This window comes from Hymenobacter cellulosivorans, from assembly GCF_022919135.1.
Lineage (GTDB): Bacteria > Bacteroidota > Bacteroidia > Cytophagales > Hymenobacteraceae > Hymenobacter > Hymenobacter cellulosivorans.
Genome location: NZ_CP095049.1, coordinates 204,708 through 230,368, shown reverse-complemented (window position 1 = coordinate 230,368; position 25,661 = coordinate 204,708). Strand labels below are relative to the sequence as shown.

28 protein-coding genes and 1 tRNA gene are annotated in these 25,661 nt (G+C 54.3%); all 29 read left to right on the top strand.

Annotated features, from left to right (window positions below; genetic code table 11):
* Positions 1-91 precede the first annotated feature (91 nt).
* The 29 genes from tuf (at position 92) to rplX (ending at position 25,654) form a co-directional block, all read left to right on the top strand.
* The gene (gene tuf / locus MUN80_RS01080; RefSeq protein ID WP_100337265.1) at positions 92-1,279 is read left to right on the top strand and encodes an elongation factor Tu; all 1,188 of its coding nucleotides are present in this window, start codon (positions 92-94) and stop codon (positions 1,277-1,279) included.
* Positions 1,280-1,406: 127 nt separating this feature from the next.
* Positions 1,407-1,477 (top strand) — tRNA-Trp (locus tag MUN80_RS01075).
* A gap of 52 nt (positions 1,478-1,529) precedes the next feature.
* Positions 1,530-1,724 (top strand): preprotein translocase subunit SecE, encoded by a 195-nt coding sequence (gene secE / locus MUN80_RS01070; RefSeq protein WP_100337266.1) that lies wholly within the window; start codon positions 1,530-1,532, stop codon positions 1,722-1,724.
* 15 nt (positions 1,725-1,739) lie between these two features.
* Positions 1,740-2,300: a transcription termination/antitermination protein NusG gene (gene nusG / locus MUN80_RS01065; RefSeq protein WP_100337267.1), complete on the top strand. Its 561-nt coding sequence runs from the start codon at positions 1,740-1,742 to the stop codon at positions 2,298-2,300.
* Positions 2,301-2,488: 188 nt separating this feature from the next.
* Complete coding sequence (gene rplK, locus MUN80_RS01060; protein WP_100337268.1) at positions 2,489-2,932, top strand: 50S ribosomal protein L11; 444 nt, start codon at positions 2,489-2,491, stop codon at positions 2,930-2,932.
* A gap of 21 nt (positions 2,933-2,953) precedes the next feature.
* Positions 2,954-3,649, top strand: a complete 696-nt coding sequence (gene rplA, locus MUN80_RS01055; protein WP_135395071.1) for a 50S ribosomal protein L1 — start codon at positions 2,954-2,956, stop codon at positions 3,647-3,649.
* A gap of 17 nt (positions 3,650-3,666) precedes the next feature.
* Complete coding sequence (rplJ, locus tag MUN80_RS01050; protein WP_135395070.1) at positions 3,667-4,221, top strand: 50S ribosomal protein L10; 555 nt, start codon at positions 3,667-3,669, stop codon at positions 4,219-4,221.
* Positions 4,222-4,286: 65 nt separating this feature from the next.
* On the top strand, positions 4,287-4,667 hold the full coding sequence (rplL, locus tag MUN80_RS01045; protein ID WP_244718467.1) for a 50S ribosomal protein L7/L12: 381 nt from the start codon (positions 4,287-4,289) through the stop codon (positions 4,665-4,667).
* A gap of 202 nt (positions 4,668-4,869) precedes the next feature.
* Complete coding sequence (gene rpoB / locus MUN80_RS01040) at positions 4,870-8,760, top strand: DNA-directed RNA polymerase subunit beta (RefSeq protein WP_375373974.1); 3,891 nt, start codon at positions 4,870-4,872, stop codon at positions 8,758-8,760.
* Positions 8,761-9,115: 355 nt separating this feature from the next.
* Positions 9,116-13,462 (top strand): DNA-directed RNA polymerase subunit beta', encoded by a 4,347-nt coding sequence (gene rpoC, locus MUN80_RS01035; protein WP_244718465.1) that lies wholly within the window; start codon positions 9,116-9,118, stop codon positions 13,460-13,462.
* A 98-nt stretch (positions 13,463-13,560) separates the two neighbouring features.
* The gene (locus MUN80_RS01030; protein WP_244718462.1) at positions 13,561-13,974 is read left to right on the top strand and encodes a hypothetical protein; all 414 of its coding nucleotides are present in this window, start codon (positions 13,561-13,563) and stop codon (positions 13,972-13,974) included.
* 12 nt (positions 13,975-13,986) lie between these two features.
* Entirely contained in the window at positions 13,987-14,319 is a 333-nt protein-coding gene (locus MUN80_RS01025; RefSeq protein ID WP_244718459.1) for a DUF3467 domain-containing protein, read from the top strand.
* A gap of 361 nt (positions 14,320-14,680) precedes the next feature.
* Positions 14,681-15,109 carry a 30S ribosomal protein S12 gene (gene rpsL / locus MUN80_RS01020; protein ID WP_100337276.1) on the top strand — a complete coding sequence of 143 codons (429 nt, stop codon included), beginning with the start codon at positions 14,681-14,683 and terminating at the stop codon, positions 15,107-15,109.
* Between the two features lie 84 nt (positions 15,110-15,193).
* Positions 15,194-15,661, top strand: a complete 468-nt coding sequence (rpsG, locus tag MUN80_RS01015) for a 30S ribosomal protein S7 (RefSeq protein ID WP_100337277.1) — start codon at positions 15,194-15,196, stop codon at positions 15,659-15,661.
* A 113-nt stretch (positions 15,662-15,774) separates the two neighbouring features.
* Complete coding sequence (gene fusA, locus MUN80_RS01010; protein WP_244718456.1) at positions 15,775-17,916, top strand: elongation factor G; 2,142 nt, start codon at positions 15,775-15,777, stop codon at positions 17,914-17,916.
* Positions 17,917-17,936: 20 nt separating this feature from the next.
* The gene (gene rpsJ / locus MUN80_RS01005; RefSeq protein WP_022822123.1) at positions 17,937-18,242 is read left to right on the top strand and encodes a 30S ribosomal protein S10; all 306 of its coding nucleotides are present in this window, start codon (positions 17,937-17,939) and stop codon (positions 18,240-18,242) included.
* Positions 18,243-18,395: 153 nt separating this feature from the next.
* On the top strand, positions 18,396-19,673 hold the full coding sequence (locus tag MUN80_RS01000; protein ID WP_244718453.1) for an O-antigen ligase family protein: 1,278 nt from the start codon (positions 18,396-18,398) through the stop codon (positions 19,671-19,673).
* 287 nt (positions 19,674-19,960) lie between these two features.
* Positions 19,961-20,581 (top strand): 50S ribosomal protein L3, encoded by a 621-nt coding sequence (rplC, locus tag MUN80_RS00995; RefSeq protein ID WP_244718450.1) that lies wholly within the window; start codon positions 19,961-19,963, stop codon positions 20,579-20,581.
* A 6-nt stretch (positions 20,582-20,587) separates the two neighbouring features.
* Complete coding sequence (gene rplD / locus MUN80_RS00990; RefSeq protein ID WP_244718447.1) at positions 20,588-21,226, top strand: 50S ribosomal protein L4; 639 nt, start codon at positions 20,588-20,590, stop codon at positions 21,224-21,226.
* Positions 21,226-21,513, top strand: a complete 288-nt coding sequence (rplW, locus tag MUN80_RS00985; RefSeq protein WP_100337282.1) for a 50S ribosomal protein L23 — start codon at positions 21,226-21,228, stop codon at positions 21,511-21,513. The genes rplD and rplW overlap by 1 nt, the downstream gene beginning before the upstream one ends.
* A 37-nt stretch (positions 21,514-21,550) precedes the next feature.
* Positions 21,551-22,378 carry a 50S ribosomal protein L2 gene (rplB, locus tag MUN80_RS00980; RefSeq protein WP_244718444.1) on the top strand — a complete coding sequence of 276 codons (828 nt, stop codon included), beginning with the start codon at positions 21,551-21,553 and terminating at the stop codon, positions 22,376-22,378.
* 3 nt (positions 22,379-22,381) lie between these two features.
* The gene (rpsS, locus tag MUN80_RS00975) at positions 22,382-22,660 is read left to right on the top strand and encodes a 30S ribosomal protein S19 (protein ID WP_044515463.1); all 279 of its coding nucleotides are present in this window, start codon (positions 22,382-22,384) and stop codon (positions 22,658-22,660) included.
* Between the two features lies 1 nt (position 22,661).
* Entirely contained in the window at positions 22,662-23,147 is a 486-nt protein-coding gene (rplV, locus tag MUN80_RS00970; RefSeq protein WP_100337284.1) for a 50S ribosomal protein L22, read from the top strand.
* A gap of 5 nt (positions 23,148-23,152) precedes the next feature.
* Positions 23,153-24,043, top strand: a complete 891-nt coding sequence (gene rpsC / locus MUN80_RS00965) for a 30S ribosomal protein S3 (protein ID WP_100337285.1) — start codon at positions 23,153-23,155, stop codon at positions 24,041-24,043.
* Between the two features lie 39 nt (positions 24,044-24,082).
* A complete protein-coding gene (rplP, locus tag MUN80_RS00960; protein WP_100337286.1) occupies positions 24,083-24,508 on the top strand; it encodes a 50S ribosomal protein L16 in 426 nt (141 codons plus the stop codon).
* A gap of 1 nt (position 24,509) precedes the next feature.
* Positions 24,510-24,722: a 50S ribosomal protein L29 gene (gene rpmC / locus MUN80_RS00955; RefSeq protein ID WP_100337287.1), complete on the top strand. Its 213-nt coding sequence runs from the start codon at positions 24,510-24,512 to the stop codon at positions 24,720-24,722.
* A 2-nt stretch (positions 24,723-24,724) separates the two neighbouring features.
* Positions 24,725-25,015, top strand: coding sequence for a 30S ribosomal protein S17 (gene rpsQ, locus MUN80_RS00950; protein ID WP_244718441.1), 291 nt, complete (start codon positions 24,725-24,727; stop codon positions 25,013-25,015).
* 1 nt (position 25,016) lies between these two features.
* The gene (gene rplN / locus MUN80_RS00945; RefSeq protein ID WP_100337289.1) at positions 25,017-25,385 is read left to right on the top strand and encodes a 50S ribosomal protein L14; all 369 of its coding nucleotides are present in this window, start codon (positions 25,017-25,019) and stop codon (positions 25,383-25,385) included.
* Between the two features lie 5 nt (positions 25,386-25,390).
* On the top strand, positions 25,391-25,654 hold the full coding sequence (gene rplX / locus MUN80_RS00940; RefSeq protein ID WP_100337290.1) for a 50S ribosomal protein L24: 264 nt from the start codon (positions 25,391-25,393) through the stop codon (positions 25,652-25,654).
* Positions 25,655-25,661: the final 7 nt, after the last annotated feature.

Here is a 25,661-nt window from a genome sequence, read left to right as displayed (position 1 = left end):
CCCTAGGTGGAGCTGCGTTTCGCTTTCTTGTAGTATAGCTCAGTCGCGTTTTACTCTCATCCCCTCAAAATCTCCTCTTAATCTCTTTACAATGGCCAAAGAAAATTTTGATCGTTCCAAGCCGCACGTGAACATCGGTACGATCGGGCACGTCGACCACGGCAAAACCACCCTGACTGCTGCTATCACCACGGTACTGGCGAACAAAGGTTTGGCTGCTAAGCGTGACTTCTCTTCGATCGACAATGCTCCCGAAGAAAAAGAGCGTGGTATCACCATCAACACCGCTCACGTAGAGTACGCTACCGAAAACCGTCACTACGCTCACGTTGACTGCCCCGGTCACGCTGACTATGTGAAGAACATGGTAACGGGTGCTGCCCAGATGGACGGCGCTATCCTCGTAGTAGCTGCTACCGACGGTCCGATGCCCCAGACGCGTGAGCACATCCTGCTGGCTCGCCAGGTAGGTGTACCTCAGCTTGTAGTGTTCATGAACAAAGTGGACATGGTGGATGACCCCGAGCTGCTCGAGCTGGTGGAAATGGAAATCCGCGAACTGCTTTCGTTCTATGACTTCGACGGTGACAACATTCCTGTTATCCAGGGTTCGGCTCTGGGCGGCCTGAATGGCGATGCCAACTGGGTTCCTAAGATCGAAGAACTGATGGACGCTGTTGACTCGTTCATTCCGATTCCTGCTCGTCTGACCGACCTGCCCTTCCTGATGCCCGTAGAGGACGTATTCTCTATCACGGGTCGTGGTACGGTAGCTACCGGCCGTATCGAGCGTGGTATCATCAACTCGGGTGAGCAAGTTGACATCCTCGGCATGGGTGCTGAAGGCCTGAAGTCGACCGTAACCGGTGTTGAGATGTTCCGCAAGATCCTCGACCGTGGCGAAGCTGGTGACAACGTAGGTCTGCTGCTCCGTGGCATTGAAAAAGAAGCCATCCGTCGTGGTATGGTTATCTGCAAGCCCGGCTCGGTAACTCCTCACCAGAAGTTCAAAGCTGAGGTGTACGTACTGTCGAAAGAGGAAGGTGGCCGTCACACGCCCTTCTTCAACAACTACCGTCCCCAGTTCTACCTGCGTACCACCGACGTTACCGGTATCATCACCCTCCCAGAAGGTGTTGAAATGGTAATGCCTGGTGACAACATCACCATCCAAGTTGAGCTGATCAACAAGGTGGCAATGGAGAAAGGTCTGCGTTTCGCTATCCGCGAAGGTGGCCGTACGGTAGGTGCCGGTCAGGTAACTGAAATCCTCGACTAGTTTCTGCTGGATATCCAGTAAATCAATACAATCCGCCTCTGATTTTTTCAGGGGCGGATTTGTTTTGTATAAAGAGTTCAGTACATTTGCAGTCCCAATCCGGCTTTACTGAGAAAGGGACGCATACACGGGCGTAGTTCAAGGGTAGAATAGAGGTCTCCAAAACCTTTGATGGGAGTTCGAATCTCTCCGCCCGTGCAAGATTGGTTACGGAGAAGTAACCGCAGTAGTTAAAGCCAAAATCGGCACCATGAGCAAGCTGACGAAATATTTCCGCGATACCACGGAGGAGATGCGTTACAAGGTAACGTGGTCTTCTTTTGAGGAACTGCAGAAGAGTGCCGGTCTGGTGCTCATCGGTTCGCTCGTGTTTGCCGCCGTTGTAGGCATTATGGACGTTGTGTTCAATAAAAGCCTCGAAGCGTTTTACAACTCATTCCGTTAATCGAATTCAGTAGAGATGGGAGAGTTGAAGTGGTACGTGGTTCGCTCGGTTAGCGGACAGGAGAAGAAAGCCAAGCAATACTTGGAAACCGAGATTGGCCGCCACGGTCTATCGGATCTGGTTCCTCAAGTATTAATTCCGGCTGAGAAGGTTTACGAGATGCGCAACGGCAAGAAGCGCGTTCGAGAGCGGAACTTCTTCCCCGGTTACATCTTGATCCACGCCGATCTGACCCACGGCGAAGTTGACCACATTATTACCAGCACTCCTGGGGTAATTGGTTTCCTGAGCGACAAAGAAGGCAAGAGCACCAACACTAAGCCAATTCCGCTGCGCCTGTCCGAAGTAAATCGGATTCTGGGCATCGTTGACGAAGCAGAAGAAGAAACGGCCAGCCTTGAGACGCCTTTTGTAGTAGGAGAGCTGGTGAAAGTAGTCGATGGAGCCTTCAGCGGCTTCTCGGGCAACGTTTCGGAAGTATTCGAAGAGCGGAAGAAGCTCAACGTAATTGTGAAAATATTTGGCCGTAGCACGCCCATGGAGTTGAGCTACACCCAGGTCGAGAAAGAATCATAAGTCAGATAGTACCAGACGAGAGCGTAGAAGTAGGGGACTCCTCCTGTTTCTACGCTCTCTGATCTAACTTCTGCAAAGAACGTCGTCGGTTATTCGCTCTGAGCCGGCGGGGCTTCCACTAGAGCACACATAAAATAAAACGGAGGGTTGCTTGTGTTACGACATACAGCCCGAAGCCTTTCAAACCAATGGCCAAAGAAATTAGAGGTTATCTGAAGCTTCAGATAAAGGGAGGCGCTGCGAACCCCTCGCCGCCGGTTGGACCTGCACTTGGTAGCAAAGGCCTTAACATCATGGAATTCTGCAAGCAGTTCAACGCTCGCACCCAGGATAAGGCCGGCCAAGTATGTCCCGTATTGATCACCATGTACACCGACAAGTCCTTTGACTTTGTTGTGAAAACCCCTCCGGCGCCAGTAATGCTGCTGGAAGCTGCCAAGCTCCAGGGTGGTTCGAAAGAGCCTAACCGGAACAAGGTAGGTTCGGTTACGTGGGACCAAATCCGCACCATCGCCGAAGTGAAAATGCCCGACTTGAACGCCTTCCAGGTGGAGTCGGCCATGAAGCAGGTGGCAGGTACGGCCCGCAGCATGGGTATTACCATCAAGGGCGATTCTCCCTTTGCTGAATAACTTTAAAGGAGAAGAAAACTGATGGCACAAGTTAGCAAAAAGCGCAAGGAAGCCCTTGCCAAACACGACCTGACGCAGGTACGCAACCTTGTTGAGGCAGCCAAAGTGGTGAAGGACATTACCTACACCAAGTTTGACGCTTCCGTTGACATCGACGTACGTCTGGGCGTTGACCCCCGCAAAGCCGACCAGATGGTTCGTGGCGTCGCCACGCTGCCCCACGGTACCGGCAAAACCGTACGCGTTCTGGCTCTGGTTACTCCTGATAAGGAAGCCGAAGCTACCGCTGCTGGCGCTGATTTCGTAGGCTTGGACGACTACATCTCGAAGATCGAGAAAGGCTGGACCGACATCGACGTGATTATCACGATGCCGTCGGTAATGGCTAAAGTAGGTCGCCTGGGTCGCGTACTTGGTCCCCGTGGTCTGATGCCAAACCCCAAGTCGGGTACGGTAACGACCGACGTAGCCAAGGCAGTGCAGGAAGTGAAGGCTGGTAAAATCGACTTCAAAGTTGACAAAACCGGTATCATTCACACCAGCATCGGCAAAGTGTCTTTTGATGACCAGAAGCTGGCTGAAAACGCCATCGAAGTAATCCAGACGCTTCAGCGTCTGAAGCCTTCGTCGGCCAAAGGTACTTACATCAAGAGCATCACGCTGAGCAGCACGATGAGCCCCGCCGTTCCGGTTGACACCACGGTTACTTCCGCTTAATTCACAATCAAGACGATATGACCCGGGAAGAAAAACAAGCCCTCGTCGACGAGTTGAGCGAAAAGTTTCAATCGCACAACGCGTTCTACATTACCGATGCTTCGGGAATGTCGGTGGCGAAAATCAACGAATTCCGCCGGTTGTGCTTCAACCGTGGCCTGGAGTTCAAAGTGTACAAGAACACGCTGATCCGTAAGGCACTCGATACGTTGGGCACCGACACGGCAGAACTGGATGCAGCGCTGAAAAGCCAGTCGGGTGTACTGTTCTCGAAAGAGGCTGGCAACGCTCCCGGCAAACTGCTGAAGGACTTCTATAAGGCTCAGAACTACGGCAAGAACGTAGAGCCCAAGCCTGCTCTGAAGGGTGCTTACATCGACGCTAGCATCTACCTGGGTGCTAACCAGCTCGAGACCCTGAGCACGCTGAAAGGCAAAAACGAGCTTATCGGTGAAGTTATCGGTCTGCTCCAGTCGCCCGCCAAAAACGTTATCAGCGCTCTGTCGAGCGGTGGCAACAAACTGGCCGGCATCCTCAAGACGCTTTCCGAAAAAGAAGAGGCGGCTGCTTAATTGCCCCTACCTTTTTCTCCCTAAATCAAATTCAACAACCCCCTCTTTTTTAACAATCTACAGAAATGGCAGATTTGAAAGCATTCGCTGAGCAGCTCGTTAACCTGACGGTGAAAGAAGTAAACGAACTGGCTACTATCCTGAAGGACGAGTATGGCATTGAGCCTGCTGCTGCTGCTCCCGTAATGGTAGCTGGTGGTGGCGCTGGCGCTGCTGCTGACGCTCCCGAAGAGAAGACGGCCTTCGACGTAATCCTGAAGTCGGCTGGCGCTAGCAAGCTGGCAGTAGTGAAGCTGGTGAAAGACCTGACCGGTCTGGGCCTGAAAGAAGCCAAAGAACTGGTTGACGGTGCTCCCAAGCCCCTGAAAGAAGGTGTTACCAAGGATGAGGCTGAAGGCCTGAAAAAGCAACTGGAAGAAGCCGGCGCTGAAGTAGAAGTTAAGTAAGCTGCCCCGCGCTTTCTCATACAATTAAGGATAGGCCTGGCAACTAAGCCAGGTCTTTTCCTGTTTGTAGGCTACAAGCTTTATCAAATTGCCCCCAGACGCCGCATTGCGGCTTTTTGTGCCTACGGGTAACGGACGAGGGCGCGGCAGGGTTTGCCGATAGTATAGTACGCTTCAGTGTCCATTTTTAACCTTCAACGCATTGGCTACACCGAAAGCACAGGCTTTGCAGAAAGCCGACGAGCGAATCAATTTCGCCAAGATTAAGAAAGTTATCGAGTATCCGGATTTCCTGGACGTGCAGGTTCGCTCGTTCATGGATTTCTTCCAGTTGGAGACGGCGGCCGAAAGCCGCACCGACGAAGGCCTGTTTAAGGTATTCGCCGAAAACTTCCCCATCTCGGACTCACGCGAGAACTTCGTACTGCAGTTCATGGATTATCACGTCGATCCGCCGAAGTATTCGGTTGACGAGTGCATTGACCGTGGCCTGACGTATTCGGTTCCGCTGAAAGCTAAGTTGCGCCTGATCTGTAACGATACGGACAACGAGGATTTCGAAACGATTGAGCAGGAAGTGTTCTTGGGCAACATCCCCTACATGACCGAAAAGGGCTCGTTCGTGATTAACGGTGCCGAGCGGGTTATCGTTTCGCAGTTGCACCGTTCGCCCGGTGTGTTCTTTGCCCAGAGCAAGCACACCAACGGCACCAAGCTGTATTCGGCCCGTATCATTCCGTTCAAAGGCTCGTGGATCGAGTTTGCCACGGACGTGAACAACGTGATGTACGCCTACATCGACCGGAAGAAGAAATTCCCGGTTACCACGCTGCTGCGCGCTATCGGCTACGGCACCGACAAAGACATTCTCGACCTGTTCGGCTTGTCGGAAGAGGTGAAGGCTGAGAAGAAGGCTTTGAAAAAAGCTGTCGGCCGGAAGCTGGCTGCTCGGGTTCTGCGCACCTGGACCGAGGACTTCGTGGACGAGGATACCGGTGAAGTGGTGTCTATCGACCGAAACGAAGTTCTGCTGGAGCGCGACTCGACCATTGAGGAAGAGGATATCGACACCATCCTGAACGCTGGGGCCAAGTCGGTTATTCTGCACCGTGAGAACGTGAACATTGCGGACTTCGCAATCATTTACAACACGCTGCAGAAAGACAACTCCAACTCGGAGAAGGAAGCTGTTGAGCAGATCTACCGTCAGCTCCGGAACACGGAAGCTCCCGACGAAGAAACTGCCCGCGACATCATCCAAAAGCTGTTTTTCTCGGATAAGCGCTACGACCTCGGGGACGTAGGCCGCTACCGTATCAATAAGAAGCTGGGCCTCGACAAGAACTGGGAAGCTCGGGTACTGACTAATGAGGACATCGTTCTCATCGTGAAGTACCTGATTGGCCTGATCAACTCGAAGGCAGTAGTTGACGACATTGACCACTTGTCAAACCGTCGGGTTCGGACCGTAGGTGAGCAGCTGTATGCCCAGTTCGGTGTCGGCTTGGCCCGTATGGCCCGTACTATCAAAGAGCGCATGAACGTGCGGGACAACGAGGACTTCAAGCCAGTTGACCTGATCAACGCTCGTACACTGTCTTCGGTAATCAACTCGTTCTTCGGCACCAACCAGTTGTCGCAGTTCATGGACCAGACCAACCCACTGGCCGAGGTGACGCACAAGCGTCGCGTATCGGCACTGGGGCCGGGAGGTCTGTCGCGCGAGCGGGCTGGTTTCGAAGTACGTGACGTTCACTACACGCACTACGGCCGCCTCTGCACCATCGAAACGCCGGAAGGACCGAACATCGGTCTTATTTCGTCGCTGTGCGTGCATGCCCGCGTGAACTCGATGGGCTTCATCGAAACGCCCTACCGCACGGTAGAGAGCGGCAAGGTGGATACCAGCTCGAATGTTAAATACCTGACCGCCGAAGAGGAAGATACCCACCACATTGCGCAGGCTAACGCCCGCATCGATGAAAACGGTAACTTCATCAACGAGCTGGTAAAAGGCCGTTTCGAAGGTGACTTCCCCGTGGTTGGTCCCGACGAGTACAGCTACATGGACGTAGCGCCGAACCAGATTGTATCGGTGGCTGCTTCGCTGATTCCGTTCCTGGAGCACGATGACGCCAACCGTGCGCTGATGGGCTCGAACATGCAACGTCAGGCCGTACCGCTGCTCCGTCCGCAGGCGCCCATTGTGGGCACTGGTTTGGAAGGCCGTACCGCTATTGACTCGCGTGCTCTGGTAGTAGCCGAAGGTGACGGTGTTATCGATTACGTTGACGCTAATAAAATCGTAGTTAAATACGACCTGACCGAAGACGACATTCTGGTAAGCTTCGACGCGGAGAAGATTTCTTATGATCTGATCAAGTTCCGTCGGACTAACCAGGATACCTGCATCAACCTGACTCCCATCGTGAAGCGCGGTCAGCGCGTAACGAAAGGTCAGCCGCTGTGCGAAGGCTACGGTACCAATAATGGTGAGCTGGCTCTGGGTCGTAACATGCAGGTGGCATTTATGCCCTGGCAGGGTTACAACTTCGAGGATGCCATCGTTATTTCGGAGCGGGTTGTTCGTGACGACATCTTCACCTCGATTCACATTGAGGAGTTCGAACTCGAAGTGCGGGAAACCAAGCGCGGCGAGGAAGAGCTGACGTCGGAGATTCCGAACGTAAGCGAAGAAGCCGTTCGTAACCTCGACGACAACGGTATCATCCGCCTGGGTGCTGAGGTGAAGGAAGGCGACATCCTGATCGGTAAAATCACGCCGAAGGGCGAGACGGACCCGACTCCGGAAGAGAAGCTGCTCCGCGCCATCTTCGGTGACAAAGCCGGCGATGTGAAAGATGCCTCGCTTAAGGCGCCGCCATCCCTGAACGGTGTTGTAATCGGCACTAAGCTGTTCTCGCGTCCGAAGAAAGACAAAAACCTGCGGGCCAAGTCGAAGAAGGAAGTAGAAGAGCTGAAGGATTCCTACGCCAAGGAGCTCCGCGGCGTGAAAGCCGTGATGATCGACAAACTGGTGCAGCTGCTGGAAGGCAAGACGTCGCAGGGCGTGAAGCACAAGTTTGGCGACGAAATCCTGACCAAGGGCGTGAAATTCGGCAAGAAGAACATCACCGATGCCCTCTTCCCCGACAAGAACCCCTACAAGGACGAGAGCAACTACGCAGTGCCCGAGGAGGTGAACATGTTCAAGGACCTGATCCTGGAGAACTGGACCGCCGACGACAAAGTGAATGGTATGCTGCTGCAACTGGTGAAAAACTACACCAAGCGCCGCAACACCATCACCGCTCGTTTCAAGCGTGACCGGTTTACCCTGGAAGTAGGGGATGAGCTGCCCGCCGGTATCGTACAGCTGGCCAAAGTCTACATCGCCAAGAAGCGTAAGCTGAAGGTGGGTGATAAAATGGCCGGTCGTCACGGTAACAAGGGTGTGGTAGCCCGCATCGTGCGCGATGAGGACATGCCTTTCTTGGCCGACGGGACACCGATGGACATCGTGCTCAACCCGCTTGGTGTACCAAGCCGGATGAACATCGGGCAGATCTACGAAACCGTATTGGGCTGGGCTGGTCTGAAACTGGGCCGCACCTATGCTACCCCGATTTTCGACGGTGCTACCGAAGAGGAAGTATCGCGCGAATTGACGGAAGCTGGGTTGCCCACCTTCGGCCGCTCCTACCTGCACGACGGTCTGACCGGTCAGCAGTTCGACCAGCCGGTAACCGTAGGCGTGATTTACATGCTGAAGCTGGGTCACCTTGTCGATGACAAGATGCACGCCCGTTCTATCGGACCGTACTCGCTCATCACGCAGCAGCCGCTGGGTGGTAAGGCGCAGTTCGGTGGTCAGCGCTTCGGTGAAATGGAAGTGTGGGCTCTGGAAGCCTTCGGTGCGTCGAACGTACTGCAAGAAATCCTGACCGTGAAGTCGGACGACGTGATTGGTCGGGCCAAGGCCTACGAAGCCATTGTAAAAGGCGACGTTCTGCCCAAGCCGAATATCCCCGAGTCATTCAACGTACTCATTCACGAGTTGCGCGGTCTGGCCCTGGAAATCACGCTTGACTAATAAGGCTCATTGAAATTAGGAGTTGTTGGTGCCCCGGTACCGGCAACTCCTATTTCGGGCTTTATACCATAAAGTTTACCGCGGTTCGGGCAACCGAGAATAGCTGCCGCCGGCGTCGTTCCGAGATATGGTCAGAACGACAGTAACAGCCGACAACAGCTAGCCGCACCAAGTTCGGGTTTGCCAAAACCTGGGCTCTTACCCATCAGACCTGCTGAAACCTGCTGCTTGGCGTACCTATCCGACCGGCAGAGCACTTTTATCAGAGTCGAACTGTTTTGGTTTTTCGGACTCCTCTTAAGAAGAGCCGATCATTCAAGGCAGCCACAAAGCCAACAGCTAACAGCTCTACTACATGGCGTTTGCAAAAAACAAAAAACTGGTACAGGACTTCTCGAAAGTCACCATTTCGCTGGCCTCGCCCGAATCCATTCTGGAGCGGTCGAACGGCGAAGTTGTGAAGCCGGAGACCATTAATTACCGGACGTACAAGCCCGAAATGGGCGGCCTGTTCTGCGAGCGGATTTTCGGTCCCGTGAAGGACTGGGAATGCCACTGCGGCAAGTACAAGCGGATTCGCTACAAGGGCATCATCTGCGACCGTTGCGGCGTGGAGGTGACCGAGAAGAAGGTACGTCGGGAGCGGATGGGCCACATCGAACTGGTGGTGCCCGTAGCGCACATCTGGTACTTCAAGTCCCTGCCAAACAAAATCGGCTACCTGCTGGGCCTGCCCACCAAGAAGCTCGACCAGATTATCTATTACGAGCGGTACGTAGTCGTGCAGCCCGGTGTACTGGCTGAGGAAGGCGTACAGCAGCTCGACTTCCTGACCGAAGACGAATACCTCGACATCATCGACAAGCTCCCCCGCGAGAACCAGATGCTGCCGAATGAAGATCCTAACAAATTCATTGCTCGGATGGGAGCTGATGCCCTGCAGCTGTTGCTGGAGCGCACCAACCTCGACGAGCTTTCCTATAGCCTCCGCGACTCGGCTGCCCACGAAACTTCACAGCAGCGTAAGGCTGAGGCGTTGAAGCGTCTGCGCGTCGTAGAAGCGTTCCGCGACGCGGCTACCCGCATCGAGAACAAGCCCGAGTGGATGGTAATCCGCATGGTGCCGGTGATTCCGCCGGAACTGCGCCCCCTCGTGCCGTTGGACGGTGGCCGTTTCGCTACTTCCGACTTGAACGACCTGTACCGTCGCGTTATCATCCGCAACAACCGCCTCAAGCGCTTGATCGAAATCAAGGCTCCCGAGGTGATTCTGCGGAACGAGAAGCGCATGCTGCAGGAAGCCGTAGACTCGCTCTTCGACAACTCGCGTAAGGTAAACGCCGTGCGCGCCGAAGGTAACCGGGCCCTGAAGTCGCTGTCCGATATGCTGAAAGGCAAGCAGGGCCGCTTCCGTCAGAACCTGCTCGGTAAGCGCGTTGACTACTCCGGCCGTTCGGTAATCGTGGTAGGTCCTGAGCTGAAGCTGCACGAGTGCGGTCTGCCCAAGAACATGGCCGCCGAGCTATTCAAGCCCTTCATCATCCGTAAGCTCATCGAGCGCGGTATCGTGAAGACGGTAAAGTCGGCTAAGAAGATTGTAGACCGCAAGGACGCCGTGGTATGGGACATCCTGGAGAACGTGCTGAAAGGCCACCCAGTGCTCCTGAACCGTGCTCCTACTCTGCACCGCTTGGGTATCCAGGCATTCCAGCCCCGCCTCATCGAGGGCAAGGCTATTCAGCTGCACCCGCTGGTGTGTACGGCCTTCAACGCTGACTTTGACGGTGACCAGATGGCTGTGCACGTTCCCCTCGGACCGGCCGCTATCCTGGAAGCCTCCATGCTCATGCTGGCCTCGCACAACATCCTGAACCCGGCCAACGGCGCGCCCATCGCGGTACCGTCGCAGGACATGGTTCTGGGCCTGTACTACGTGACCAAAGGCAAGCGCAGCACCGACGACGAGAAGATCCAAGGCGAAGGCCGCATGTTCTACTCGGACGAGGAAGTTGTAATTGCCCTGAACGAAGGCCAGCTCTCGAAGCACGCCTATATTAAGGTGCGCACGCAGGTTCGCGACGAGGAAGATAACCTCGTTACGAAGATCATCGAGACCGTAGCCGGCCGCGTGCTGTTCAACCAGCTCGTGCCAACGGAAGTAGGTTTCGTAGATGAGCTGCTGACCAAGAAAAAGCTGCAGCAGATCATTTCGATGGTGTTCAAGCGGACCGGCATGGCCCGCACCGCACAGTTCCTCGACGACATCAAGACGCTGGGCTTCCAGTCGGCTTACAAAGGTGGTCTGTCGATGGGTCTGGGCGACATCCAGATTCCGAAAGAGAAGGATGCCCTGGTTCTGCAGGCGCAGAACGACGTGAAGGCCGTTACTCAGAACTACCAGATGGGTCTGATTACCGACAACGAGCGTTACAACCAGGTTATCGATATCTGGACCCGCATCAACAACCAAATCACTGAAACCCTCATGGGCCGCCTCGAAAAGGAGAACCAGGGCTTCAACTCGATTTACATGATGATGCACTCCGGCGCCCGTGGTTCGCGTGAACAGATTCGTCAGCTCGGCGGTATGCGGGGTCTGATGGCTAAGCCGCAGAAGTCGCTGCAGGGTTCGGTGGGTGAGATTATCGAAAACCCGATTCTGTCGAACTTCAAAGAAGGCCTGGACGTAATCGAGTACTTCATTTCGACCCACGGTGCCCGTAAGGGTCTGGCCGATACGGCTCTGAAGACGGCTGACGCCGGCTACCTGACTCGTCGTCTGGTAGACGTGTCGCAGGACGTAATCGTAAACGAAACCGACTGCGGTACGCTGCGCGGTATCGAAACCTTCGCCCTGAAGGACAACGAGGACGTGGTAGAGCCCCTGGCTGAGCGTATCCTGGGCCGCGTGGCCGTTCACGATATCGTGGACCCGCTGACGGACGAGGTTATCCTGCCCGCTGGTACCGAAATCACCGAGGAAATCACCCGCCGCATCGATGCTACGGCTATCGAGTCGGTGGAAATCCGTTCGGTACTGACCTGTGAATCGAAGCGTGGTATCTGCGCCAAGTGCTATGGCCGTAACCTGTCGTCGGGCCGCATGGTCCAGAAAGGGGAAGCTGTCGGCGTAATTGCTGCTCAGTCGATTGGTGAGCCCGGTACCCAGCTGACCCTGCGTACCTTCCACGTAGGTGGTACGGCTTCCAACATTGCCGTTGAAGCCAGCCTGCGCGCCAAGTTCGCCGGTGTGATTGAGTTCGAAGACATCCGTACTGTTGACTCCGTAAATGCCGAAGGCGAGCCGGTGAAAGTAGTAATGGGTCGTTCGGGCGAAATCCGCATCGTGGAGAAAGGCACCGGTAAGGTCTATATCTCGAACCACGTGCCGTACGGCTCGTTCCTGTTGGTCAACGAAGGCCAGGAGGTAGAGAAAGGCCAGGAACTCAACAACTGGGACCCCTACAACGCCGTTATCTTGGCCGAGTTTGATGGTACTATCCAGTATGACGCTATTACGGAAGGTGTCACCTACCGTGAGGAGTCGGACGAGCAGACCGGTCACCGCGAGAAAGTAATCATCGAAAGCCGCGACAAGGCCCAGAACCCCTCCATCATTGTGAAGGCTGGGAAGAAGGACGCCGAGGAAGGCCAGCGTGGTTACAGCATCCCGGTAGGTTCGCACATCAACGTAGAGAACGGCGAGAAAATCAAGGCTGGTCACATTCTGGCTAAGATTCCTCGGGCTGTGGGCAAAACCCGCGACATCACCGGTGGTCTGCCTCGCGTTACCGAGCTTTTCGAAGCTCGTAACCCCTCGAACCCGGCCGTTGTGTCGGAAATCGACGGTGTGGTAACCTATGGTACCGTGAAGCGTGGTAACCGCGAAATCTTCGTGGAGTCGAAAGACGGCGTGAAGAAGAAGTACATGGTGCCGCTGTCCAAGCACATCCTGGTGCAGGACAACGACTTCATCCGCGCCGGCATGCCGTTGTCGGATGGTGCCATTACGCCTTCGGATATCCTGAGCATTCAGGGCCCCGGTGCCGTGCAGGAATACCTCGTGAACGAGATTCAGGAAGTATACCGCTTGCAGGGTGTGAAAATCAACGATAAGCACATCGAGGTGGTCGTTCGCCAGATGATGCAGAAAGTTGTGATTCTGGACGCCGGCGACACGACCTTCCTGGAGCACCAGGTTATCGATAAAATCGTCTTCATGGAAGAAAACGATACCATCATCGACATGAAGGTGGTAACGAATGCCGGCGATTCGACGAACCTGAAGCCCGGCCAGATCGTGAGTGCCCGTCGCCTGCGCGACGAGAACTCCTCGCTACGTCGTCGCGACCTGGCGCTGGTAGAAGTTCGGGAAGCCCAGCCGGCCGTATCGCGGCCCACGCTGCAGGGTATCACCCAGGCTTCGCTCGGTACCCAGTCGTTCATCTCGGCCGCTTCCTTCCAGGAAACGACCAAGGTGCTGTCGGAAGCTGCCATCCGTGGCAAGGCCGACGAACTGCTGGGCCTGAAGGAGAACGTAATCGTAGGTCACCTCATCCCGGCCGGTACCGGCCTGCGCGAGTACACGCGTCAGGTGGTTGGGTCAAAAGATGAGCCCGAGGTTACGGCTCCCGCCAAGTCGGACGCTCCCGAGCCGAAGACTCGTGCCTCGCGTGCCAAGCGTGAAGTATCGGCTGACTAAGCTGAGTAATGAATAGGAGAAGCCGACCGGAGAAATCTGGTCGGCTTTTTCTTTTTAGTAGCTTTAGCAGCAACTCATCCTCATCTTACTTACTACGTATGGCAGCCGATGCTCCGGTTCCTTTAGTTGACATTACTACTTCCCGGTTTCAGGTTGGGCAAGTTTGGGAGTATCACACGAGGCCAACCGAAACCGATTCCTCGTTGACTGTAGTCAAAGTGGAGTTGCAGCATGGTACCGCCGTTGTCGTACATGTGCACATAGATGGGTTAAGGCTAAAGACAGCTGACCCGAACGGAAAGCCCGGCACTACAGCATCTCATCTGCCTTTTTCGGAAGAAGCTTTAACTGCGAGTGTTACTCATGTAGTGCGCCACGCAGCTACGCTTCCTGAGTTTGAAGAAGGGTATGCACTCTGGCGGGAAGCATTTCTAGCAGGACAAGCCGGAACATTTAGCGTAACAGTGGCTGAAGTAATGGACTACATCGAGTCTACTTTCAGCAATCAGTAAACTAATCACCTCATGAACGAACCCCAGGAAATTCCCGGACCTCAGGATCCCAACGCCATCAACATTGAACTCTCCGAGGCCATTGCCGAAGGTGAGTACGCCAACTTGGCCATGATAGCCCACAGCAGCAGTGAATTCGTCATCGACTTCATTCGCCTGATGCCGGGCGTGCCCAAAGCCAAAGTTAAAGCCCGCATCATCGTCACGCCCGAGCACGCCAAGCGGCTGCTGTCAGCCTTGGCGGATAATGTGGAGCGGTTCGAGCAGACCTTTGGCCCAATCAAGCAGCAAAACGACATGCCCAGCTACCCGCTAGGCTTTGGCGGCACGATGGGAGAGGCCTAAACCTCGGAATAATACAGCGTAAGGAGCGGGATTTATCGGGAAGATAGGAGTCGCTTCTTTGTTGAATACAAAAACAGGATAAAAGAAAACTCAGTTGGGCAGGCGGCACCATGGACAGCCCCGAATCAAAATACGTAGCCTCAACGAACGTATTTATCCTGAAAAAGCCTTATGGACTCATCCGTAAGGCTTTTTTACATTTGGTAGATGGCTGAAATAGCCTAAGAATAGCAGGTGAGAAACTCTACCATGTTTCTCTAAAACAAACTATTTCAACCTGTTTGCTATTTCGAAGCAACTTTTATACCTTTGCAAGCCTAATTTTTTGGGAGAGAACCCTCCTTGACAAACCATTCCGTAGATGCCTACCATTAACCAATTAGTACGAAAAGGCCGCGAGAAGCTGACGACGAAGTCAAAGTCGCCGGCTCTTGACTCGTGCCCGCAGCGCCGTGGCGTTTGCACCCGGGTGTACACCACCACGCCTAAGAAGCCGAACTCGGCTATGCGTAAAGTAGCCCGTGTGCGCCTCACCAACGGCAAAGAAGTTAACGCCTACATCCCTGGTGAAGGCCACAACCTGCAGGAGCACAGCATCGTGCTGATCCGTGGTGGCCGTGTGAAAGACCTTCCCGGTGTACGTTACCACATCATCCGTGGCGCCCTTGATACTGCCGGTGTAAACGGCCGTACCCAGCGTCGCTCGAAGTATGGCGCCAAGCGTCCCAAGCCAGGTCAGCCTGCTGCTACGGGCAAAGGCGGCAAACCAGCACCCGGCAAGAAAAAGTAATTGATACGAGTGTGGTAGCGCGCAGTGCTGGATAGCACATGGTTCTTATCCCACTTCCCGCTACTCACCCTCATTTCTAAACTCATGAGAAAGTCAAAACCAAAGAAGCGCATCCTGCTTCCCGATCCTAAGTACAAGGAGACCTTGGTAACTCGTTTCGTCAACTACATGATGTATGACGGAAAGAAGAACCTGGCCTATACCATTTTCTACGATGCCTGCGAACTGGTTGAGCAGCGCACCAAGGAAAACGGCCTGGAAATGTGGCGTAAAGCCCTGAACAACGTGATGCCGACCGTCGAAGTAAAGAGCCGCCGCGTAGGTGGTGCTACCTTCCAGGTGCCGATCGAAGTTCGCCCCGACCGTCGTATCTCGGTAGGTGCTAAGTGGATGATTCAGTACGCTCGTCGTCGTGGTGAGAAAACCATGAAGGACAAGCTGGCTGGCGAAATCATTGCTGCGGCTAAAGGTGAAGGTGCTTCCGTGAAGAAGAAGGACGACACCCACCGCATGGCTGAAGCCAACAAGGCCTTCTCGCACTTCCGCTTCTAACAATAGTTATTAGGCACTATAGGGTCTTAGGGACTTGGATTTTTTTGACGGATTCTTCTGTTGAGTAGCCCAAGACCCTAAGACCCTAAGTATCTAAGACCCCAATAAAAGCAATGGCTGTTAATAAAGACCTGCAATACCTCCGGAACATCGGGATTATGGCGCACATCGACGCCGGTAAGACCACGACTTCGGAGCGCATTCTCTACTACACCGGTAAGACCCACAAAATCGGGGAAGTGCACGAAGGTGCCGCCACGATGGACTGGATGGAGCAGGAGCAGGAGCGTGGTATCACCATCACTTCGGCTGCTACCACCACGTTCTGGAACTATCCTACGGTGCAGGGCGACCCCACCGCGGATACCAAACAATACAAAATCAACCTGATCGACACTCCCGGTCACGTGGACTTCACCGTCGAGGTAGAACGTTCGCTGCGGGTTCTGGACGGTGCCGTGGCCCTGTTCTGTGCCGTATCGGGTGTTGAGCCCCAGTCGGAGACCGTATGGCGTCAGGCTGATAAGTACAAGGTGCCCCGCATCTGCTTCGTCAACAAGATGGACCGTGCCGGTGCTGACTTCTTCAAGGCTGTTAACGAAATCAAGGAGAAGCTCGGCGCTAACCCCGTACCGCTGCAAATCCCGATTGGCGCAGAAGATACCTTCAAAGGCGTCGTTGACCTGCTGACTGGCAAAGCCATCGTATGGGACGACGCTACCCAGGGCAAAACCTACAAGGAAATCCCAGTTCCCGAAGACCTCGTGGACACGGTAGCCGAGTGGCGTGAAAAGCTCGTGGAAAGCGTAGCTGAGTACGACGACACGTTGATGGAGAAATTCTTCGACGATCCGGACTCCATTACCCGCGAAGAAATGATGGTCGTTATCCGCAAAGCGGTTATCGACATGAAGTTCTCGCCCGTAATGTGCGGCTCCGCCTTCAAAAACAAAGGTGTGCAGTCGATGCTGGACGCGGTTATGGCTTACCTGCCCTCGCCCCTCGACATGCCCGCCGTAGTTGGTACCGACCCTGATTCCGGTGAGGAAGTAGAGCGTCACCCCGACAACGACGAGCCTTTCACCGCTCTGGCTTTCAAAATTGCTACCGACCCCTTCGTAGGCCGTCTGTGCTTCTTCCGCTGCTACAGCGGTCAGCTCGACGCCGGTTCGTACGTGCACAACAACCGCACGAACAAGAAGGAGCGGATTTCGCGTCTGATGCAGATGCACTCCAACAAGCAGAACCCGATTGACAAAATCCAGGCGGGTGACATTGCTGCAGGTGTTGGTTTCAAAGACATCAAAACCGGTGACACGCTGACCGACGAAAAGTCGCGCATCGTTCTGGAGTCGATGACTTTCCCTGAGCCCGTAATCGGCTACGCCATTGAGCCCAAAACTCAGGCTGACGTTGATAAGATGGGTATGGCTATTGCCAAACTCGTGGAAGAAGACCCCACGCTGGTGGTACAGACCGACCCCGAGACGGGCCAGACCGTACTGAAAGGCATGGGTGAACTGCACCTTGAAATCATCATCGACCGTATGCGTCGCGAATTCAAGGTTGAAATCAACCAGGGTGCCCCGCAAGTTGCTTACAAAGAGATTCTGACCAAGAATGTCGAGCACCGCGAAACCTATAAGAAGCAGACGGGTGGTCGTGGTAAATTCGGCGACATCGTATTCGAACTCGGTCCGAAAGTTACCGATCCGGAGAAGCCAGGTCTGGAGTTCGTAAACGATATCACCGGTGGTGTTATCCCCCGCGAATTCATTGCCCCCGTTCAGAAAGGTTTCGAAGAAGCCATGAAGAACGGTCCGCTGGCAGGCTTCCCCATCGAAGGCATGCGCGTGCGTCTGTTCTTCGGTTCTTACCACGACGTTGACTCGGACGCCCTGTCGTTCGAACTCGCAGCCCGTGGTGGTTTCCGCGAAGCCGGCCGCTTGGCTGGTCCGAAACTGCTCGAGCCAATCATGGCTGTAGAAGTAGTTTCGCCCGACGAGTACACGGGTTCGGTAACCGGTGACTTGAACCGTCGCCGCGGCATCATGAAGGGCCTCGATACCAAAGGTGGTCTGAACGTAATCAAGGCTGACGTTCCGCTGTCGGAACTGTTCGGCTACGTGACTACGCTCCGTACGATTTCGTCGGGCCGTGCTTCGGCGTCGCTCACGTTCTCGCACTACGACCAGGTTCCTCAGAACCTTGCCGAAGGTATCATTGCCAAGCAAAAGGGTAACGCCATTCGCTAATCCGCTTCCACATTACAGACATGAACCAGAAAATTCGCATTAAACTCAAATCCTACGACCACAACCTGGTGGACAAATCGTCGGAGAAGATTGTGAAGGCGGTGAAGGCTACGGGCGCTATCGTAAGCGGTCCAATTCCATTGCCGACCGACAAAGAAAAATTCACCGTTCTTCGGTCGCCCCACGTGAACAAGAAGTCGCGTGAGCAGTTCCAGCTCTGCACCTACAAGCGTCTCGTGGACATCTACTCGACTTCGTCGAAGACCGTAGATGCTCTCATGAAGCTTGAGCTGCCTAGCGGCGTTGACGTTGAAATCAAAGTCTGAGGACCGGTTTCGCTGATTAAATAAGATAAACACCCCATCAGTTTTCGGACTGGTGGGGTGTTTTCTTATATATACTAAGCAACTTGCGCCGTTGAGTTATGCTCTACCCTGAAGTAGGAGGGAGGCTCTAACAAACCCACGTTGCAAAATTGTATGCAGTTAGTACTAACGATTCCACGCCTGACCATAGCCGCAGCAGTGTTCTGCTCCTTTATTATCGTGGGGTTGTTTGTGGCCGATTTCTTCCGGATTTTACCTAGCATTGGCATCGTCGGCATCACACTTACGGCCATCTGCTATACCGTGCTGCACCGTGGGCGGGAAGAACGGCTTTACAACGATTGGCGAATCTATGCTGCGTTGGCCTGCGTGTTTCTCGTGCACGTCGCAGCAGGAGTCAATACCAGCGCGCATAATCTGGGAGAGTATACCAAGGATGTGGTGTTGCAGTCACCGTTCCTGTTACTGCCGTTGGCCTTCTGGCTACTGCCGGCTTTGCCTAGTCGGTATTTAGCTCGGCTTTGGCAGCTGTTCATTGGTTGCGTAACAGGAGCTGCTTTGGTAGCTACCGGTAACTATTTGCTACATGCAGCCGAAATCAACGAAATGTATCTGCATTCGAAGATTATGCCGACTGAGCCCGACCATATCCGTTTCAGTCTGATGGTGACCCTAGCCACTGCAGCAGCAGTAGTGTTGTTGGCTTTCGATTCTACTCTTTCGGGTCTCAAGCGTGGCGGCCTCGTAACGGCGGTTGTGCTATTGGCTTTGTTCCAGCATTTGCTGGCCGTTCGCAGCGGATTGGTTACATTTTATGCGGTCGGGGTAATGATGGCGGGGTGGTTGCTGCGCCAACGGGCTTACCGCCGGGCTGCCTTGGTGCTAACTGTGCTGGTAGCTTTGCCGCTGGTGAGCTACGTGAGCTTTCCCACGTTCCGGAATAAGTTTGTCAATACCCAGGACGATCTTAACGAGGTCAACAATACGGCCGCGGCTAACAACTATTCACTCGTGGCCCGGGTGTATTCCTATAAGGTAGCAGCCAAGCTCGTTAAGGACAACCCGTGGTTTGGCGTAAGTAAAGCCGACATGCCTGAAGAAATGGCGAAGCACTACGCGGCAGATTATCCCAGTATCCGGCCCCAGTCGTATATCCAGCCCCACAACCAGTTTATCTATTCTGCCGTGGCCTTTGGCTTAATCGGGGTGTTGGTCTTTACCCTTTGCTTTTACTATCCTCTTTTGTGGACTTGGCCACGGTTTGCTCCACTAGTCATTATTCAGTACGTCATTGTTTCCTTGTCTTTCCTGGTAGAATACACACTGGAAACCCAAATTGGGCTGACTTACTCTCTGTTCTTTATTCTGCTTGGCCTGAATGGTCTGCGTCTCAACCCGGCGGAAGCTCCGCCAAGCTGGCGTCCGGCTTAACTTACCCATCCTCGCCAAGTAATTGTACTTTTTTGGAGCCCAACTTTGAACCGTTTCCTAACGGCCAGAGTTGGGCTTCTTCGTGCTCAACTCCCAACTGTACCTAGGGCCATTGGGAAGCTCCTGAAACTGAGTGAATAGCCGGTGGCGAGAGTCAACTAAGTGATTCTGAAAATATTTAGGAACGGGGTTGGATTATGCCCTAACTATTTGCTAGCTTTGCACTCCCATTCCGAAAACGCTATTTGGGCGTTTTCTTATTGCGTCTTTTCATAAAATCTAACAGAATGCCTGGCATCATCGGTAAAAAAATCGGTATGACAAGCCTCTTCACTCCGGACGGGAAAAACATTCCCTGCACGCTCATCGAAGCGGGTCCGTGCGTAGTGACGCAGGTTAAAACGCTGGCCAACGACGGTTATACCGCCGTTCAGGTTGGCTACGGCGAGAAAAAAGCGAAGAACACGACCAAAGCTTTGGCTGGTCACTTCGCTAAAGCCGGTACCACCCCCAAGAAAAAGCTAGTTGAATTCCGCCTCGACGCGGAATCGACGTACGCTGCAGGCGCCACCATCGACGCGAGCCTCTTCGAAGAAGGCGAGTTTGTGGACGTAGTTGGCACCTCGAAAGGTAAAGGTTTCCAGGGCGTAGTAAAGCGCTACAACTTTGCCGGTGTAGGCGGGCAGACCCACGGTCAGCACAACCGTCTGCGTCACCCCGGTTCTATCGGTGCTTGCTCCTGGCCCTCGCGCGTATTCAAAGGAATGCGCATGGGTGGCCGTATGGGCAACGACCGGGTAAAAGTGCAGAACCTGAAAGTGATGCGCGTAGTAGCCGACAAGAACCTGATTCTGGTGAGCGGCTCTATTCCCGGCTCCAAGAACTCTTACGTGGTCCTGGAAAAATAACGCAAGATGGAACTGTCAGTATATAACATCAAAGGTGAGGACACCGGCCGTAAGGTAACTCTGTCCGACGCCATCTTCGGCCTCACGCCGAACGAGCACGTGATGTACCTCGACGTAAAGCAGTACTTGGCTAACCAGCGCCAGGGCACGCACAAGTCGAAGCAGCGCAACGAGGTGCACGGCACCACGAAGAAGCTCAAGAAACAAAAAGGTACGGGCGGTGCCCGCGCCGGCAGCATGAAGTCGCCAGTATTCGTTGGTGGTGGCCGCGTATTCGGTCCCGAACCCCGCGACTACGGCTTCAAGCTGAACAAAAAGACCAAGCGTCTGGCCCGTCTGTCGGCTCTGTCGGTACTGGCCCAGGATGGCAAGGTTGCTCTGGTGGAGAACATCTCCCTGGACGCTCCCAAAACGAAAGATTTCCTCTCGATCCTGTCGGGTTTGAAGCTCAACAACGGCAAGAAGACCTTGTTCGTTGCCGCTGAAGCCGACAAGAACGTGCTGCTCTCGGCCCGTAACATCCAGCGCGTGAAAGTTGCTACCCCCGTAGCTCTGAACACTCACGATCTGCTGAACACGGACACCCTGCTGCTGTCGGAAGACGGGTTGAAATCCTTGGAACAACTCTATACTACCGCTGAGTAATGAGCACGCTGAAGAAACCTATCGTGACCGAGAAGGCCACGGCCCTGAACGAGAAAGGTCAGTACGCTTTCGAAGTAGAGCGCACCGCCAACAAGGTTCAGATCAAAAAGGAAATCGAGGCTCTGTACGGGGTAACGGTAACGGGCATTAGCACGATCCGCACCAACGGCAAGCTGAAGTCGAAATTCACCAAGGGTGGCTCCGTTTCGGGCCGTCGCCCCCACGGAAAGAAGGCTATTGTAACCGTGAAAGAAGGCGACGTAATCGACTTCTACAACGGTATCTAAGGTCGGGCAACCGACGAAACGCGCATTTTAAGATAAAATGGCACTCAAAAAACTAAGACCAACATCACCGGGTCAGCGCTTCCGCATCGCACCCGCGTTCGACGAGATTACGACGTCGACGCCGGAGAAGTCGCTGTTGGCACCCCTGAAAAAATCCGGTGGCCGGAATGAATCCGGAAAAATGACCAACCGCTACATCGGTGGTGGTCACAAGCAGAAGTATCGGGTTATCGATTTCAAGCGTGACAAGGCTGGTGTTCCAGCTACTGTTAAGACGATTGAATACGATCCGAACCGCACTGCCCGCATCGCTCTGTTGAGCTACGCCGACGGCGAAAAGCGCTATATCATTGCGCCCGCTGGTCTGGAAGTAGGCACTACGGTAGTATCGGGCCCAGGCGTGGCTCCTGAAGTTGGCAACGCTCTGTCCCTGCGCGAAATTCCGCTGGGTACGATCGTGCACAACATCGAGCTGATGCCCGGTGGCGGTGCTTCTATCGCTCGCTCGGCTGGCACCTACGCCCAGCTCGTGGCTCGCGAAGAGAAATACGCAACCCTGAAATTGCCTTCCGGCGAGATGCGCATGGTACTCGTTACCTGCATGGCTACGGTTGGTACGGTTTCGAACGGTGACCACATGAACGTACGTCTCGGCAAAGCCGGTCGTAACCGTTGGTTGGGCCGTCGCCCACGTGTTCGTGGTGTTGCCATGAACCCAGTGGATCACCCCATGGGTGGTGGTGAAGGTCGTTCGTCGGGTGGTCACCCACGTAGCCGCAACGGTATCTTCGCTAAGGGTCAGAAGACCCGCAACAAGAACAAGTACTCCGAGCAGCTCATCGTTAACCGTAAAGGCAAGAAGTAACCAATGGCACGTTCGCTAAAAAAAGGGCCGTACATTGACTTCCGGCTCGAGAAGAAAGTCACGGCAATGGAAGATTCCGGCAAAAAGTCGGTGGTGAAGACTTGGTCGCGCCGCTCGATGATTTCGCCTGACTTCGTAGGCCACACCTTCGCCGTTCACAACGGCAATAAGTTCATCCCGGTGTATGTAACGGAGAACATGGTAGGTCACAAACTCGGTGAGTTTGCCCCCACCCGTAACTTCCGTGGCCACATCGCCAAGAAAGATAAAGGCAAGCGCTAATATGGAAGCTACCGCTAAACTCCGTAACGTGCCTACCTCGCCTCGTAAGATGCGCATGGTAGCCAACCTGGTACGTGGTCAGAAAGTGACCCGCGCCCTGGGCTTGCTGAAGTTCGAAGCTAACTCGGGCGCTGAGAAAATCGAGAAACTGCTCCTGTCGGCTCTGGCCAACTGGCAGCAGAAGAACGAGGACGAGCGTATCGAAGATGCTAACCTCTACATCAAAGAGATTTTCGTTGATGAAGGTCGTCAGCTGAAGCGTTTGCGTCCCGCCCCTCAGGGTCGTGGTCACCGCATCCGCAAGCGTAGCAACCACGTGACGCTGACCATCGACACCAAAGTAGAAGCTCTGGGAAGCAAGGCTGCTGTAAAGCAGGCTGCTGAAACCAAACCTGCTACTGACGCTGTTGCTGAGGCTCCGAAGAAAACTACTCGTCGTAGCTCGGCTAAGAAATCCAACGAAACCTCGGCTGAAGCCACCGCATAAGCACTATGGGACAGAAAGTAAATCCGGTTGGCTTCCGTCTGGGCGTCATCAAAGGGTGGGACTCGAACTGGTATGGCGGCAAGGACTTTGCCGACAAGCTGGTTGAGGACGAAAAAATCCGCAAATACGTACTCGCTCGTATCCCGAAAGGTGGCATTAGCCGCATCGTAATCGAGCGTACCCTGAAGCGCATCACCATTACCATCAACACGGCTCGTCCGGGTGTGGTAATCGGTAAGGGCGGTCAGGAAGTTGATAAGATCAAGGACGAGCTGAAGCAGATCACCAGCAAAGACGTTCAGATCAACATCTTCGAAATTAAGCGTCCCGAACTAGACGCGAAACTGGTAGGTGAGAGCATTGCTCAGCAGCTGCAGGCGCGTATCTCGTTCCGTCGCGCTATGAAGATGTCCATCCAGGCTGCTATGCGTGTTGGTGCCGAAGGCATCAAGATTCAGTGCGGTGGCCGTTTGGGCGGTGCTGAAATTGCACGTTCCGAGCAGTACAAAGAAGGTCGTACGCCGCTGCACACGCTGCGTGCTGACATCGACTACGCTCTGTCGGAAGCTCAGACCGTGTATGGCAAGATCGGCATCAAGGTGTGGATCATGCGTGGTGAGGTATTCGGCAAGCCTGACTTGTCGCCAAACCAGCAGCCTGCCAACCAAGGCAACGACACCCGTGGCGGCGGCAACGACCGTGGCCCCCGTGGTGAGCGTGGCGACCGTGGCGGCGACCGTGGCCCACGTCGGGATCGTAACGACCGTGGCGGTGACAACCGTGGCGGTGGCCAAGGTGGTGATAACCGTGGCGGCCAGGGTGGTGGCCAGCGTCGTGGCGGTGGAGCACCCGGTGGTGCCAACCGTGGCGGCGGTCAGGGCGGCCCACGTCGCTAGTCCTTTTCTCTTTTCAAGAATTTCAATTTTCGATAACTCATGTTACAACCGAAAAGGACCAAGTATCGCAAGATGCAAAAGGGTCGCGTAACAGGCCTGGCCTACCGCGGCAGCTCCATAGACTTCGGTTCCTTCGCTATCAAGTCGTTGGAAGTGGCTTGGATTACGGCTCGCCAGATTGAGGCAGCCCGTATCGCCATGACCCGCGCCATGAAACGGGAAGGTCAAGTATGGATCCGTATTTTCCCCGATAAGCCAATTACCAAGAAGCCCGCTGAGGTTCGGATGGGTAAGGGTAAGGGTAGCCCCGAATATTGGGTAGCCTGCGTGAAGCCCGGCACCATTATGTTCGAATCGGACGGCGTGCCGCTGGAAGTGGCTCAGGAATCCCTGCGTTTAGCTGCGCAGAAGCTGCCAGTGAAAACTAAGTTTGTTGTTCGTCGCGACTACGAAGAGAACAAGTAAGATGAAGAACGCAGAAATCCAAGCCCTTTCGCTAGAAGCGCTGAAGGAGCAAATCAAGACTGAACAAACCAGCGGCCAGGCACTGCGTTTCGCACACGCCATTTCGCCCCTGGAAAACCCAGTTCGCCTGAAGCACAGCCGCCGTACCGTAGCTCGTCTGAAGACTGAGTTGACCCGTCGCGAAAACGAGCAGGCAAACCAAACTGCTAAATAACGATGGCAAGCAACGAAGAACAGCAGGTAACGACCGCCGAAGAGCGGAACCTGCGGAAAGAAATCATCGGGCGCGTTTCCTCGACCAAAATGGACAAGTCCATCACGGTTGTGGTAGAAAGCAAAATGAAGCACCCGATCTACGGTAAGTTCGTTACCAAGTCGACCAAGTTCATGGCCCACGACGAGAACAACGAATGTGGCGAAGGTGATACGGTTCGCATCATGTCGACCCGCCCCCTGAGCAAGAACAAGCGCTGGAGATTGGTAGAAATTCTAGAACGCGCCAAGTAAGATGATACAGCAAGAATCCCGTCTGACCGTCGCTGATAACAGCGGCGCCAAAGAAGTTCTCTGCATCCGTGTCCTCGGTGGCACGGGCAAGAAATACGCCAGCGTAGGCGACAAGATCGTAGTTTCGATCAAGTCGGCTCTGCCCTCCGGCAACGCTAAGAAAGGCACTGTGTCGAAAGCAGTAGTTGTTCGCACCAAGAAGGAAGTACGCCGCAAAGACGGTTCGTACATCCGCTTCGACGACAACGCCGCCGTTCTGCTCAACAACAACGACGAGCCCCGCGGTACCCGTATCTTCGGCCCCGTAGCCCGCGAGTTGCGTGAGCGTCAGTTCATGAAAATTGTTTCACTAGCTCCTGAAGTTCTCTAAGCAAGATGGCAACGAAGACGAAAGCTCAGCCCGTGAAACTGCACGTGAAAACTGGTGATACCGTTCTGGTAATTGCTGGTGATGAGCGTGGCAAGACCGGCGTTATCAAGTCGGTAAACCGTTCGACGCAGCGCGTTATCGTGGAAGGCCTGAACTTGGTGACCAAGCACAACAAACCCAGTGCTAAAAACCCGCAAGGGGGTATCACTAAGATCGAAGCTCCAATCCACGTATCCAACGTGAAGGCAGTTGAATCGAAAAACGCCTAACCCGGTA